The organism is Photobacterium sp. DA100 (assembly GCF_029223585.1).
Classification (GTDB): Bacteria; Pseudomonadota; Gammaproteobacteria; order Enterobacterales; family Vibrionaceae; genus Photobacterium.
Genome location: NZ_CP119424.1, coordinates 1,909,186 through 1,923,434 on the forward strand (window position 1 = coordinate 1,909,186; position 14,249 = coordinate 1,923,434).

Below are 14,249 nucleotides of genomic sequence, written 5' to 3' on the forward strand. Positions count from 1 at the left end.
TTCGTTTTAGCTTAGGAGCCGCGAGCTTACACATCGCGTCCCTATACACCACGTCTCTGGGTTGCTCGGCCTTCTTCCCAATCCGCGACTTTCTTCGCGGTGTGCTCGTTGCGAGTCACTTCAGGTAGCCCAACTTCCCACCAGCAGTCACACTTAGACCATGCTGCCGGTGATACCGGATCGATATCCACCACAATCACGTAGGTGCGGTCAGCTTCTTTAGCGCGGGCAAAGGCGGCATCGAACTCGTCGATAGAAGTCAGCTTCTCGGAAATCGCCCCTTGTGCTTCGGCGTGCTTGGCGAAATCAACACGGGCCAGCTCGCCATCTGGGCGGCGGCAGTCTGCCAGCAGGTTGTTGAACGACTCGTTACCGGTGTTGTTCTGCAGTTTGTTGATGACCGCGAAACCGCCGTTGTCACACACCACCACAATCATCTTGTGGCCAGTCAGTACCGATGAGTAGATGTCTGAGTTCTGGATCAGGTATGAACCGTCACCCACCAGCACCACGACATCGTTGTCTGGGTTGGCGATTTTCGCGCCCCAGCCACCGGCAATCTCGTAGCCCATGCACGAGTAACCGAAGTCGATATCGAATTTGCCGATCTGGTAGTTCTGCCAGTTCATTGACAGCTCAGCCGGCAGGCCGCCTGCTGCGGTCAGTACGGTGTCGCCTTTTTCCATCGACGTGTTCAGCTTGCCGATCACTTCTGCGTAAGACGACATGCCCGGTAGCAAGTCACCCTCTTGTGGGTGAGTACGGCGGTGCACCAGCTCTTTCCACTCATCGGCTTCCGCTTTGGCTTTTGCCGACCATTCATCGCCTGAACGCCAGTCGCCAAGTAGTGCAGACAACTTGGTCATGGATGTTTTGGCATCGCCCAGTACTGGGTAAGACATGTGCTTGATGGCGTCGAATTTCGCCACGTTGATGCTGATCAGTTTCATCTCTGGGTTCTTGAAGACAGTCCAAGAGCCGGTGGTGAAGTCCTGCAGGCGGGTACCGATAGCCAATACCACGTCAGCTTCATTGGCCATGTGGTTGGCAGAGTCTGAACCGGTTACCCCGATTGGGCCGGCATTCAGCGGGTTGTCCTGCAGCATGGTGGCGCGACCGGCAATGGTCTCGACCACAGGGATATTGTGCTTGCCGGCAAAGTCCGCCAGCTCGTCAGTCGCCAGCGAGTAGTGAACACCGCCACCCGAGATGATGAGCGGCTTCTTCGCTTGCATCAGAATCTCTTTCGCTTCTTCCAGCACGATCATTTCTGGCTCTGGACGGCGAATGCGGTGTACCTTCTCGGCAAAGAACACTTCAGGGAAGTCGTAAGCCACACCCTGGATATCCTGCGGCAAGCCTAGGAATACCGGGCCACAAGTGGCAGGGTCTAGCATGGTATCAAGCGCTTGTGGCAACGTGTGCATTAGCTGAGATGGCGACAGAACGCGGTCCCAGTAGCGGGTTAGCGGCTTGAAGGCATCGTTAGATGTCACAGACGGATCTTCGAAGTTCTCCGGCTGCTGCAAAACTGGATCTGGCAGGCGGCTAACATAGGCGTCACCTGAGATAAGTAGAAGAGGTAGACGGTTAGTGTGCGCGATACCGGCAGCCGTTACCATGTTGGTCGCACCTGGGCCGATAGAGCTGGTTGCAATACCGATTCGGCGACGTTGGTTAGCTTTCGCGTACGCAATGGCCGCTGTTGCCATCGACTGTTCGTTCTGACCGCGCCAGGTTGGGATTTTATCTTCAATATTCTTTAGCTGCTGGCCAAAGCACGTCACGTTACCGTGACCGAAAATCGCAAAGGCGGCACCAAAAAGTTGTTCTTTCTTTCCATCAATTTCAATCATTTGTGCTGCAAGGTACTTAGCAAGCGCTTCAGCAACAGTCAGGCGTACAGTTTTCATTGTCTTCCTCGATATTCAGTACCCGATGGGGCATCCCTACCCCGGCCACACCTCCCAGTTGGTTCGGCCGGGGATTCATTAGGGGGCTAGCACCCCCAGGGGTTCTTTGTTACAGGCCGTACTTGTTCGCGTAGCCAGTGATATTCTCGTAGGCTGTTTTCGCGTAAGTCAGTGGGTGTGCTTTGGCAGGGTCCTGCTCGGCTTCAACCAGTAGCCAGCCTTTGTAGTCACGCTCTTTCAGTGCAGCGAAAACGTCGTCGTAATCAACGTCGCCAGTACCAGGAACGGTGAATACACCATCAAGAACTGCGTTAAGGAATGATTTGTCTGCATCACGAGCGGCCTTCATTACGTCTAGGCGTAGGTCTTTAAAATGCATGTGGCCGATGCGGTGGCCCCAGCGCTTGATCATAGTGACAGGGTTACCGCCACCGTAGGTGATATGGCCAGTGTCCAGTGTTAGGTGAACCGCGTCGCCAGTCAGTTCCATCATTAGGTTGATGTCATCTTCTGTTTCACAGATGGTGCCCACGTGATGGTGGAAAGACAGCTTGATGTCATGCTCGTTTAGTAGGTACTCAGCAACAATAGTGAGTTTTTCACAGTAAGCTTTCCACTCGTCCATCGTCAGGATAACGCGCTGAGATAGTGGGGTATTGATGTCACCGTGAACTGTGTTGCTCACTTCACCGAATACCATCGCTTTACAGCCTGCCGCTTTCAGCAGTTTGATGTGATCCTGCATGGCTGCAATTTCTTCTTCCGCCGTCAGCGTCATCAAGTTACCGCTGTACCAGCCAGATGCCAGAACCAGACCGTGTTTCTCTAGAAGAGGGATAAGTACTTCTGGCTCGCGAGGGTATTTGGTACCTAGCTCAGTACCGGTAAAACCTGCTTCAGCCATTTCGCTCAAACATGTCTCCAATGGGATCTCGCCACCCAGTTCTGGCATATCATCGTTAGTCCAAGTCAGTGGGCTGATTCCGTATTTCACATTGCTCATGTTTGTTCTCCAACAATAACTTAAATAAAAAATTTAACGTGATGAGATGATTCGCGAACGCTCTGGATTATGCTTTTTTCACATCCGGACAAAGGACCTCGTGCCCTTCACCGTTCGCTTAACTTGGAAATCACTATAACCAAAAAACACAAAATGAAAAATATTTTTCGATCACTGAAAAGCATTTCACTTTTTTGAAAAAAACAGAAAAAAACCAGTCCCCATGCGGCTTCAAGCCGTTTCTTGAGCAAGATCACACATTGCAAATATCAATTAAAATCAACAATTTATACAAAACACCAAGTGTGAAAAATATTTTTCTTTATTTGATCCAGATATCATTTACGAATAAAAGGCTCTCTTGGGTGTAGCCGGGAGGTGACTATCTCCATATGATAAAACCATCACCTTATGAAAAAATATTTTCAAAGCACCATATAACTACTACAGATAAAAGGGTGAAATAAAACAGCCGATACTCATACCCTACAGTAATCAGCGTATCGGACCGCTACCCAACTCATGCTTATTCGATGGTTGAGCGAGAGAAGGGGGAATAAATCAAGGAGCAACACATGTCACCCACAACCGCGGCCGAGGCCCGAAAACATAATTTTGCTTACATTATTCGAATCTGTTGTATCGCAGCCCTAGGGGGAATTTTATTAGGTTATGATACCGCTGTTATTTCAGGCGCTATTGGTCCTATCAGAGAGCACTTTGGCTTAACCCCGGCACAAACCGGTTGGGCAGTATCAAGTGTTGTTCTAGGTAGTATTATCGGTGCCGTCAGCGCCGGTTGGTCCGCTTTAAAATACGGACGTCGTAACACCCTCTTCATCGCCGCCATCCTCTTTATGATCTCCGCCATTGGTTCTGCACTGGCAACCACCTTCTCGTTCTACGTCATACTTCGCATCGTTGGTGGTGTCGCAGTAGGCTTGGCCTGTGTGGTGTCACCTATGTACATGTCCGAGGTGGCACCGAAAGACTTCCGTGGCCGCGCCGTGAGTATGTTCCAGCAGTCTGCTGTTGTGGGTCAGACCGGTGTTTTCTATGTTAACTACCTGATTGCAAAAGGAATGAGTGAAGCATGGCTGGTTGATATGGGCTGGCGCTGGATGCTGGGTTCCGAGGTGATCCCTGCTGCGCTGTTTGCCGGCCTTCTGTTCCTGATCCCTGAGTCGCCACGTTGGTTGGTACTTAAAGGCAAGCTCGATCAAGCCAAGGAAACCCTGTCCCGCATCTCCAACCCGAAGCATGCTGACCAGCTGATCGGCGAGATCCAGGCGTCACTGGCTGATTCCAATCAGCCGGGCAAAAAACAAGTTAGCCTGCGCTCGCCACTGCTGTTCGCTATCTTGGTGATCGGTACCTTTGTCGCTGCCGCCCAGCAGCTAACCGGTATCAACGTCATCATGTACTACACACCGGAAATCCTAAGGCCGATTACCGGTAGTACTGAGAATGCCCTGTTCCAGACCACCTTCGTCGGTATTGTCTTCATCCTGGGTAACGCCTTGGGGATGTACCTGATTGACAAAGTCGGCCGCCTGCCACTGATGAAATACGGTACGTTTGGCTGTGCAGTAGGTATGACGGTAGTTGGCTACGTGCTTTACACCGGTACTGAAGGTTACGCGGCATTGTTTGCTCTGTGTCTGTACGTTGTATCGTACGCAACCTCTTGGGGCTGTGCGTGCTGGACCATGATCTCTGAAATCTTCCCGAACAGTATCCGCTCCCGAGCGATGGCTATCGCGGTAGGTGCCCAGTGGTTCACCGGCTTCCTGGTAACCCAGTCGTTCCCAATGCTGAACGAAAATGCCTTCCTAAAAGAACACTTCAACGGCGCCTTCAGCTTCTGGCTATTCGCAGTGCTGTCGATAATCTGTATGTTCGTCGTGGTCAAATATGTACCTGAGACCAAAGGCGTCAGCCTGGAGAAAATGGAAGAAGCAATGGCGAAGAAACTTGGCAAGAAAGTCACTGCGACTACTGGAGCCGAGGCCAACGCCAACGCCTAGTCCACTCGCTCCACCCGATTCCAATTGCTCCACATTTGGATGACAAACAGGCTTACCGAGAGGTAAGCCTGTTTTTTTATTGCGGGAGCTTCAGTTTGCAGGGGGGAGCTTTTCGCAAGGATTTAGCTTTGCAGCATCAGCTGGATATCCGGCGCTTTGTTGAGACACGCTTTGACCAGATCCGACTGCTGAGGCACAAGCCCTTCCCTTTTGTAATACATATAGAGCGGCAAAACCAAGTTCACTTCTTCGACCGGCACACAAACACAGTTATCCTGGGCAATAAATTTGATGCACTTGGGAGCAATGGAGATCCCCAGCCCCGAAGAGACAGAGGTCACTAGGTGGCGCATGTTATCCGGGTGGCAGTTTATATTGGGCGAGAAGCCATGTTCCTGACACAACAGCAAGATATGCTCATACATCTCAGTCCACTCATTGGGCCTAAACAGGATAAACCGCTCGTTACGAAGCTCACTCAGAGTCAACGTCTTGCGCTCGGCCAGCAGGTGGTTGAGCGGCAAAATCGCCATTAGCCGGTCGGAGTAGATCTTCTCTACCATAAACTGCTTACCGTCCAGTTTTGGCTGGCGGCGGGAAAAGGCGATATCAATCTTGTGCTCGGTTAATGCCTGATACTGCTCATCAGCAGTCATTTCAAACAGGTTAGTCTGAATGTTGGGGTTTGAGGCCATAAAGTTGCTCAGCAAGTGCGGCAGGAAAAATGAGCAAGCCGTCGCCAAATAGCCGATATTGATCTGGCACTCCCCTTGTTCGGTGGTCTGTCCCACCAGCGATTTTACCCTCTGGTCATTGGCAATAATATTCAGCGCTTCAGGTAGCAGTGCTTCACCTGCCTTCGTGAGCTCAACCTGATGGGTCGTTCGTTGGAACAGCTTCACACCCAGTTCATTTTCCAGCTCGGACACATGGCGCGACACCGTTGGCTGCACCGTATGCAACTCCCGTGCAGCAGCGGAAAAATTCTTTAATTTCGCAACGGTTATGAAAGTTCTGAGTGTTTTTATATCCATCCAACTGCTCATTCATCATTTGTATTATTGTTATACATTAATATCATTTCCCCAGATTGATAAGGGTCTCTATAGTGAAACGTGTATCAGGTCTCATTACCCGCATGGTTACTAGCACCAGAACAACTTCAAAAGGGATGAGACATCTCAACGTTGCCTTATATCACCTTTGCCCTATCACAATAGGAACCTACAAATATGGATATCGATATTCTTGTCGTACTCGTGTACTTCGTCTTTTTGATGAGCCTCGGCTGGGTCTTCCGCTCCGCAGCCGCCAATACCAGTGAATACTTCCGCGGAGGCGGCCGGATGCTGTGGTGGATGGTCGGCTCCAGTGCGTTCATGATGGCTCTGAGCGCCATGACCTTTACCGGCCTGATGGGTAAAGCGCTAACTAGCGGCATGTCTGTGGGTGTGGTCTTTATTGCCAACGCCCTCGGCTATTTCTGTAACTACCTCTTCTTTGCCGCCAAAGCGCGCCAAATGCGTGTGATCAGCCCACTGCAAGGTGTAAGACTGCGCCTGGGTAAAGTGAACGAGCAGGTTTTCACCTGGGCCAACGTGCCACTCAGCGTCCTGCAGGCGGCTATCTGGCTAAACGGTCTAGCCGTATTTACCAGTGCCGTTGTCGGGGTACCGCTTGAGCAAACCATCATCGGTGCCGGTCTGGTTGTGCTGTTCATGTCACTGGTCGGCGGCAGCTGGGCGGTTATCGCATCAGACTTTATGCAGATGATCATCATTACCGTGATGACATTCGTGGCTGCCATGGTAGCGATTTGGAAATCAGGTGGTGTTGGCAACCTGCTTGAAGTAGGCCTGCCAACCCAGCAGCTGATCGGTGACGGCTACAGCTACACCCACCTGTTCGTTGGCTGGTTTATCTGTATCTTCATCAAGCAGTTCTTCAGCACCAACAACATGGTTGACTCTTACCGCTTCATTGCCTCGAAAGATACCAAGAACGCCCGTAAGGCAGCCCTTCTTGCCTGCTCGCTGATGATCTTAGGCCCAATGATCTGGTTCCTGCCAGCCTGGTTTGTTGCCGGCAACTACCCGGATGTGGCGACTTGGGGCTTGGAAGGTCTGGGCGACAAGGTAGCCGATGCGACTTACTACATCTTTGTCAGCCGTGAAATGCCAGTCGGTATGGTTGGCCTAATGCTGGCGGCCATGTTCGCAGCTACCATGTCTTCAATGGACTCTGCCCTGAACCGTAACGCCGGTATCATCCTGAAAAGTGTTTACGAGCCTTACTTCTGTAAAGACTTCTCTGAAAAGCACCTGATGATGGCCAGTAAGATCCTAACTGCGGTATTTGGAGTTGTGATCATCGTAACCGGTCTATTCCTGACCTCGCTAAAAGAGTTCGGCCTGTTTGACCTGATGATGCTGGTCGGTACATTGGTTGGCTTCCCGGTGCTTATTCCTTCCATCATGTGTTTCTTTATCCGCAAGACACCGGACTGGTCAGGCTGGGGCACAATCCTTGTCGGTATGGGCGTGTCAGCCATCATCGCCTTCGGTATCACACCACAAGCCATTGAAGCGGTTCTGGGCCTAGATGCACCAATAAGCGCCCGTGAGTTTGCCGAAATGAAGTCTGTCACCCTAGGAGTGATCGGCCACATGTCTATTACCCTGCCATTCTTTGTCCTATCGCGCTTCTTCTACAAGGAGCCATCACCAGAGCGTGCAGCGGAAATCAACAAGTTCTTCAACAACATCGATACTGAAGTGGTGGTTGAAGATACAGAAGCGAGCATCCGCATGGATAACAAACAGCACGACATGCTGGGCAAGATGCTGCTAACGGCAGCGGTATTCCTCGCCTCACTGGCCCTTGTGCCTAACCCATTGTGGGGCCGCGCACTGTTCCTATTGGTTGCCTCGATTGTCGGCTTTATCGGCTTCCTGCTACTGCGCTCCAAGCGCAAGCTAGATGAAGCAACCAATGCCAAGCTGGCAACCAACTAAACGGTTTATCAAATTCTTTTGAACAACCAGTTATTTGAACAACTTGAGATAGGAGCACCTTGCTCCTATCTCTTTTCGGGAGACAAACATGTCAGTACAACAACGTTTTGGGGGCGAACTCAGCGAAGAAGAATTCAAAAAATTCACGCTCTACACCACCCAAAGCAACAACTTCGAGGATGACAATACCCGTGCCCAAATCCTCGGCTTCCAAAACGAAGGGGTACGCATTGCCCCGGGCGCTATCGTCCGCATCGGCGACAACCAAATTGCCAAGAACAGTTATATCGGCCTGTATAGCTACATCAACGGCGACGTCTCCATCGGCGAGAACGTGTTGATTGGCCCGCATGTCTCTATCGTGGCATCCAATCACTTATTCGACCCCGCTTCCGGCCACTTCAGCGACCGCAGTTGCCTAGAAAAAGGCAAAGTTATTATCGAAGACGGCGTTTGGCTGACATCCGGTGTGGTGATCACGCCCGGTGTCACCGTTGGCAAATCAGCCTTGGTCTGTGCCAACGCGGTCGTTACCCGCAACGTCGCCCCGCATGCGATTGTGGCAGGCTCGCCTGCCAAGCAGATCGGGGAAATCAACCCGCAAAGCGGCGAATACATCTGGTACAACAAGGAGGTATAATATGCTGTCTCTACGCCGAACCCATGACTTCCAAAAATTTGTGACGCCGGAGCAAAATAAATCTGCGCGTATTAACCCACCGAGTTTCAACTGGCCGCAGTCAGACTACCAAGCCACCTACAGCATCGAACTGGAGCATGTCGAAAAGCAACTGCAATGGCGCTGGGAGAATGCCAACTCACCGTTCCGCCTGCCATTCCTATTATCTTCAGGCCAATACCGCTGGCGGGTACAGGACACCGACAATAACACCTCGCAGTGGATGACGTTTTCCATTGACAGCCAGAGCGAAAAATACCTGCCGCCAAGTGCCATGGAGCTGTTCGAGTTGTGCAGCAAACACCAGCAGTTTTTGATGTATTTTGACCAGGATATCCCGAGCGTTCGTGATTTTTCAGCGCAGTCTTATCAGAAATTCCAAAACACGGCGAAGCTGGTTGATATTGATGCCATCAGATACCCGACGCATTACCGCCGCGGCCAGGAAGAAGGCAAGCGCACAGCCATTGCCAACGTGCGCAAATGGATTGATCGCGATTTGATGGCCCTGACCCTGCTCTACAAAATTTGGGGCGAGCAAGACAGTGGCGAACTCGCGGTACAACTGTTGTTACGACTGGCGGAATGGAGCCCGGAAGGCCCGGCTTCACTATTGCGCCCTTGCACCTGGGGCGACGAGGTCGGCCTCTCTCTGGCCCGCAATTTGTATCTTGCTTATCACTGGCTGGCACCGCTGCTGACCGACAGCGAAAAAGACTTTATCAAACCGATGCTGGTTCGCATTGCCTATCAAATGGAACAGCGGTTAGAGCAAGATCAGTTCAAGCAGTTCCCAGGCCATTCGCACACTTCCCGCTTGCCTGCTTACCTGGGTGTCGCGGCACTGGCACTCCATAAAGAATATGATGAGCAGGTGTGCGAGCGCTGGCTCAACTACGCCCTGATGATCTACCAGAGTGTATTGCCATTTTATGGAGGCGAAGATGGCAGTTGGGCGGAAGGGCCATTCTACTCATCGTCTTACAGCAAGTGGCACCACCCTTTCTTCCTTTCGGTTGAACGGCTAAGCGGGTTCTCTTTCTATGACCACCCGTTTTACAAAAGCTACTGCCAGTTTGCGATGGACTTTGTGGCACCCGAACAAGATATCCACCCGTTCGGTGACGGCTTCTGGTGCAAGCGCGATGGTCGCGAGTGGCCGGGCTTTTTTGCCCAGAACCCGCTGCGGATCTACGCCGAGCGTTTCGGTGACGAGCACGCCCGTGAAACCTGCAAGCAACTAGAAGCCAAAATCGAGGTATTCCACCTGCATTTGCTGGATGTCGTCCCTACGGTTAAGCAATTGGCCTATGCTGAGAATAATACGCCCCATGTAAAGGGCATAGATGAAAAAGGCATAGATAATGCTGACTTGGATAACAAAGAAACGCTATATAGCCAATACTATGCCTTTGCCGGGCTTGGCAAAATGCAGGCGAATGAACTGGCGCTTTACTACCGGGCGAGCCAATTTGGCAACAGCTCACACCGTCATGCCGACCAGGGAAATTTTGCCTTGTTTGATGACGGAGAAAGCATCCTGACCCCAAGCGGCAGCTACGGCTATCGGTTTGGCAGCGGCCACCACAGCCAGTGGACCCGCACCACCCAGGCCCATAACTTGCCACTCTTTGCAGGTAAGGGAGGTGATAAAGGCCAAATCCTTGATAACGAGGCTGCGACTGCCAAAGTACTGCGCCAAGAGCAAGGCATGGGCTGGAGCCTGGTTCAACTCGAGCTGGCGCTTGCCTATGAGGACACCCGCCGTTACAGCCGTACCCTGATTATGGTAGACGGCAAGGGAGTGCTGATCTGCGATCAGATCTCGCTGTACGAGGCGAAGCCAGTCCAGTGGCGGTTGCATTCCCCGCTTGATGTATTTGCTGATGGCCAGCACGTTAACCTCGCAGGACAAGGCTGTAATTATCAGGTTAGCTTGCCAAGCCATGACCAAATCAGCCCACAGCTATCTTTTGGCTATGACAATGACACCTCACACGATGAAGAGGTGATCTCCGATGCCAGTAAGCACATGTACCACCTAGAGTGGACGTTGCCAGAGCAACAAGAGCACCTGATTGTCTCTTGCTGTGAGAAGCAGCCTATCGCCCATCAGCTCGGTAGCAACCAAACGCTGACAATATTCACCAGCGAAGACACCATTATCATCGACTTCAATAACGACAGTGTGGATATCCAACAAGCTGAGGAGAAAGTCGCGGTTGGCTAAGGTTTAGTTTACACAAAGAGAAAACCCCACCAGATTTTCATCCGGTGGGGTTACTTTTATTCAATTACCTAAAAATGATAGTTAACTGTACTTCACTTCGAGATTAGTCTGGATTCTATCCAACTCATCACCGTTTAGAAGATACATCTTGTTGTAGATAAAGTAAGAAACCAAACATAGTAGTGCTGGTGCCAAATAGATGAACTGTAAACCCATCGTTGTTGCTTCGGACTGAATTTGATTCGGCACATAACCGATAAGTGTTAGTGAAATCCCCACCAGGAACCCCGTTAAAGCACCCGAGCATTTACTTACCAGTGTATTGACAGAATACAGCACGCTTTCAGAACGAACGCCATGCTTATCATCACCATAGTCAACAGTATCCGCAACCATAACTAATACAATCAGCCAATATAATGCAGAAGACAAACCATTAAATATGCCAGCCAAGGCAACAAGTGCGGTAGATGTTGGAGCGAAGTTGGCGGTAACGTAAAGGGTAATAGCGGCCATTAAAGGCATCAGTAGTGAGCAGTTAAATAAACGCTTACGCCCAAACTTATTGACTAACGGTTTAAATACCACCAATGATGCTACACCAAATATTCCTCCCCATAGCATTGAAATGGAAAACAACTTTGAGTCACCCAATACATATTGGAAAAAATAAAGGTTGAGGCCATTCATCAAATTCACTGCAACGTTATAGAACAGTGCCATCACAATCAATGCAAGGAATTGGTCATTTTTGAATATGGCGGTACGGGCACTCTTCAAATCAAACCTGCTTGCCGCCTCGGGATCTTCCTCAAAATTCTGCTTCGTCCAGATACAGGTGATCACCGCACTGGCCACAGCCAGGATAGCGGCAATAACGCCGAACATCATATAGCCTAACCCCTGATCGCCGCCACCTAGATGATTAACCGCATAAACACCAGCACCACCGGCCAGGTAACTCGCCCCAGTGGCGAATAATCGAGGGTAAGGCATCAATCCCTCTCGCTCTGACTTATCCAACGTGATAGTAGGTACTAACGACCAAAATGGCGCATCCAACATAGTGTAGGTCATCCCCCACGCAATATAAGTAACAGCTATGAATACTAGTTGAGTCGTACCTTCAAGCGTATGGGCCGAAAACAGTGCGATGATACATACAGCATTTAGGATATTCCCAATCAGGATCCATGGCTTGTATCGGCCCCATCGCGTTTTGGTTTTCGCCACAATGTACCCCATCATAGGGTCATTGACGGTATCCCATATTCTCGCAATCAAAAACACCGTTCCGATAAAAGCCGCGGAGACACCTACGACATCGGTATAATAAAAGAACAGAAAGACATTAATAACATTTAAGCCGAAGTCTTTACCAAAACCGCCCAGACCAAAACTTATCTTTGTACTTAAATTAACTTTATTACTTATAGCATTAATCATAGCGTTACCTATTATAGTTAGATACTAGATGTTGCTTTCGTTAGATATTGGATTTTTCAATCTTTAAATAACCTGATTTGGGAACAGGTATTTCTTTTATCCCTGTTAATTCTACCTCTGGTAAGTCACAAACTTTTTTACCAAGGCAGTTGAATACAGATATATTTGCCAAAACATTTATTGAAGTTTTAATGCAAATACGCTCAACCATTGCACCATTAACTACGGTGATTGACTCTTCCTTGTTTGTGAAGATGTCACATATCATCGCAGCATGAAGTGTGATTACTTTTTCTATACCCAACTGTGATTCAATAATTGGGTAGTGCATTTCTGGATAGCAGGATCTCAACTCTCCTTGTAATAAAACCTGTTTATGTTCCTTCCAGAAGGACAGCCAATGCCGGCACATCTGCAAATGTTCATCAGGTAATGTCCCTAAATTGGGGGATATTTGCGGGACTGAAAATAAAGTATTAATAAACTGCAAACTGGCACTCTCGACTGTATCTGTCTCGGACCAGATAAACATGTCGGAGTGAACAGCTGTATCGCCAGAAAACAGTCTCAAATCCATGATCCCCGCCCTGTTAGTAATAGAATCATGGGGGCAATCATGGACACGAAAGATATTACCGTATTTACGGATCATAGAACCGATATAACGCTGGCGGAACTCAATCAAAATATCCGAATTGATGGCCTGCAGCGACTTCCGGACTGCCATCATCAACCTATCTACAGCCTCGGGCAATGACTCGGTATCGCGATCCTTATCTGGTTCAAGCGCAGTACCGGTTGCAAAGCTCATATCGAACTCATCTATAAAGTCCAATTTCAGCCCATCAAGATTATATTCCTGAACCAGTCGGGTATAAGTCCCAACCAGAAACTCACGTACTTTCGGGTACCTGGGGTCTAGCGTACCGGTCTGGTTCTTCTCACTGTAAAACAATAAGTTAGACTCAAAGTCTTGCCAAACTCGGCAGCCTCGGCCAACAAAAGGTACACTGAGCCAAAGCATGTACTTCATCCCCATTGCCTGCACACGCTTGACATGGGCCGCCATATCAGGGAACCGGTTAGCAGAAACTTCCCAGTCACCGCAATACTTATAGCCGCGGTTACTATCATCGGTCTGCCAGCCATCATCAAGAATAATGGTTTTGCACCCCATCTCAGCGGCTATCTTACACTGCTGCTCAATGCCATCCTGCGAGAGTTGCTGATGAAAGGCATACCAGGTGGAGTAGACCGGTTCCATTGCCGGGGCAGGTACAGGCATTTGGCTACTATCCATTAACGTTTCGTGCCATCGGCTCAGACCTGAAATAGCCTGATGGTAATTCACATCCGCTACATCGAGACGCAGTGTTGCGCGGTATTCCGTCATCGGCTCCGTTGGTGTGGAAAACAAGTGCATGATGATCTTGGCGGCTGTTTCCTCCTCGTATGCACCCGCATGAACACGCACAATGTTTTTGATGTCTGAAAAGGCAAACGCGACTTTGTTCTGGCCTTGCACGTTATAAAAGCAACCAACCGGTGAAACATGACTGATGTGACTGGAAAAGTTGGTCCAGATCTCTGGGATCCCTTTGTTTCTAATCGACTTAGGATGACCATGTAAACAAGGCGTCCACAATGAGTGCATGTCATTCAAATCACATGACACATCAAGCCTGCATGGTGGGAATACAGTTGGCAGCTCCGCTTTTATCAAAAGATCGATAAAAAGAACATCTCCCTCGTTTCGAGTACTGAGCCCATAAAGCAGTGAACCAGGAAGCTCTTCCCCCTCCAGACAAATATTGAACTGACCGACCGATAGCAATTTTTTCATACTCACCCCATCTTGAAAGTGTGCAACCTAAACTTAAGAACAGCTGTTCGCTGGTCAAAATACTAGCACTAACAGCTGTTAGTGATTTGTGATA

At 49.7% G+C, this 14,249-nt stretch carries 9 protein-coding genes; 4 read left to right on the top strand and 5 right to left on the bottom strand.

The annotated features are described in order from the left end of the window. Positions 1-41: 41 nt before the first annotated feature. Both iolD and iolE read right to left on the bottom strand, forming a co-directional pair. The gene (gene iolD / locus PTW35_RS26265; protein WP_281028140.1) at positions 42-1,913 is read right to left on the bottom strand and encodes a 3D-(3,5/4)-trihydroxycyclohexane-1,2-dione acylhydrolase (decyclizing); all 1,872 of its coding nucleotides are present in this window, start codon (positions 1,911-1,913) and stop codon (positions 42-44) included. Between the two features lie 109 nt (positions 1,914-2,022). Further along, entirely contained in the window at positions 2,023-2,916 is an 894-nt protein-coding gene (gene iolE / locus PTW35_RS26270; protein ID WP_281028141.1) for a myo-inosose-2 dehydratase, read from the bottom strand. Positions 2,917-3,491: 575 nt separating this feature from the next. Here iolE and PTW35_RS26275 point away from each other — a divergent pair. Beyond that, positions 3,492-4,943 carry a sugar porter family MFS transporter gene (locus PTW35_RS26275; RefSeq protein WP_281028142.1) on the top strand — a complete coding sequence of 484 codons (1,452 nt, stop codon included), beginning with the start codon at positions 3,492-3,494 and terminating at the stop codon, positions 4,941-4,943. 122 nt (positions 4,944-5,065) lie between these two features. On the opposite strand, the gene PTW35_RS26280 is transcribed toward PTW35_RS26275, so the two are convergent. Continuing rightward, on the bottom strand, positions 5,066-5,977 hold the full coding sequence (locus tag PTW35_RS26280) for a LysR family transcriptional regulator (protein WP_281028143.1): 912 nt from the start codon (positions 5,975-5,977) through the stop codon (positions 5,066-5,068). A 198-nt stretch (positions 5,978-6,175) separates the two neighbouring features. Between PTW35_RS26280 and PTW35_RS26285 the strand changes: the two genes are divergently transcribed. The 3 genes from PTW35_RS26285 (at position 6,176) to PTW35_RS26295 (ending at position 10,866) form a co-directional block, all read left to right on the top strand. Then, positions 6,176-7,957 carry a transporter gene (locus tag PTW35_RS26285; protein WP_281028144.1) on the top strand — a complete coding sequence of 594 codons (1,782 nt, stop codon included), beginning with the start codon at positions 6,176-6,178 and terminating at the stop codon, positions 7,955-7,957. A gap of 88 nt (positions 7,958-8,045) precedes the next feature. Then, positions 8,046-8,597, top strand: a complete 552-nt coding sequence (locus PTW35_RS26290) for an acyltransferase (protein ID WP_281028145.1) — start codon at positions 8,046-8,048, stop codon at positions 8,595-8,597. A 1-nt stretch (position 8,598) separates the two neighbouring features. Then, positions 8,599-10,866, top strand: a complete 2,268-nt coding sequence (locus PTW35_RS26295; RefSeq protein ID WP_281028146.1) for a heparinase II/III family protein — start codon at positions 8,599-8,601, stop codon at positions 10,864-10,866. Positions 10,867-10,947: 81 nt separating this feature from the next. Here the strand turns inward: PTW35_RS26295 and melB are convergent, their stop codons facing one another. Both melB and PTW35_RS26305 read right to left on the bottom strand, forming a co-directional pair. Next, positions 10,948-12,312 carry a melibiose:sodium transporter MelB gene (melB, locus tag PTW35_RS26300; RefSeq protein WP_281028147.1) on the bottom strand — a complete coding sequence of 455 codons (1,365 nt, stop codon included), beginning with the start codon at positions 12,310-12,312 and terminating at the stop codon, positions 10,948-10,950. 40 nt (positions 12,313-12,352) lie between these two features. Continuing rightward, on the bottom strand, positions 12,353-14,155 hold the full coding sequence (locus PTW35_RS26305) for a glycoside hydrolase family 36 protein (protein ID WP_281028148.1): 1,803 nt from the start codon (positions 14,153-14,155) through the stop codon (positions 12,353-12,355). Positions 14,156-14,249 lie beyond the last annotated feature (94 nt).

Excerpts from the sequence above, each read along its gene's own strand:
- PTW35_RS26290 (WP_281028145.1), top strand. The coding sequence starts at position 8,046 with ATGTCAGTACAACAACGTTTTGGGGGCGAACTCAGCGAAGAAGAATTC.
- PTW35_RS26275 (WP_281028142.1), top strand. The coding sequence starts at position 3,492 with ATGTCACCCACAACCGCGGCCGAGGCCCGAAAACATAATTTTGCTTAC.
- melB (WP_281028147.1), bottom strand. The coding sequence starts at position 12,312 with ATGATTAATGCTATAAGTAATAAAGTTAATTTAAGTACAAAGATAAGT.
- PTW35_RS26305 (WP_281028148.1), bottom strand. The coding sequence starts at position 14,155 with ATGAAAAAATTGCTATCGGTCGGTCAGTTCAATATTTGTCTGGAGGGG.
- PTW35_RS26280 (WP_281028143.1), bottom strand. The coding sequence starts at position 5,977 with ATGGATATAAAAACACTCAGAACTTTCATAACCGTTGCGAAATTAAAG.
- PTW35_RS26285 (WP_281028144.1), top strand. The coding sequence starts at position 6,176 with ATGGATATCGATATTCTTGTCGTACTCGTGTACTTCGTCTTTTTGATG.
- iolD (WP_281028140.1), bottom strand. The coding sequence starts at position 1,913 with ATGAAAACTGTACGCCTGACTGTTGCTGAAGCGCTTGCTAAGTACCTT.
- PTW35_RS26295 (WP_281028146.1), top strand. The coding sequence starts at position 8,599 with ATGCTGTCTCTACGCCGAACCCATGACTTCCAAAAATTTGTGACGCCG.
- iolE (WP_281028141.1), bottom strand. The coding sequence starts at position 2,916 with ATGAGCAATGTGAAATACGGAATCAGCCCACTGACTTGGACTAACGAT.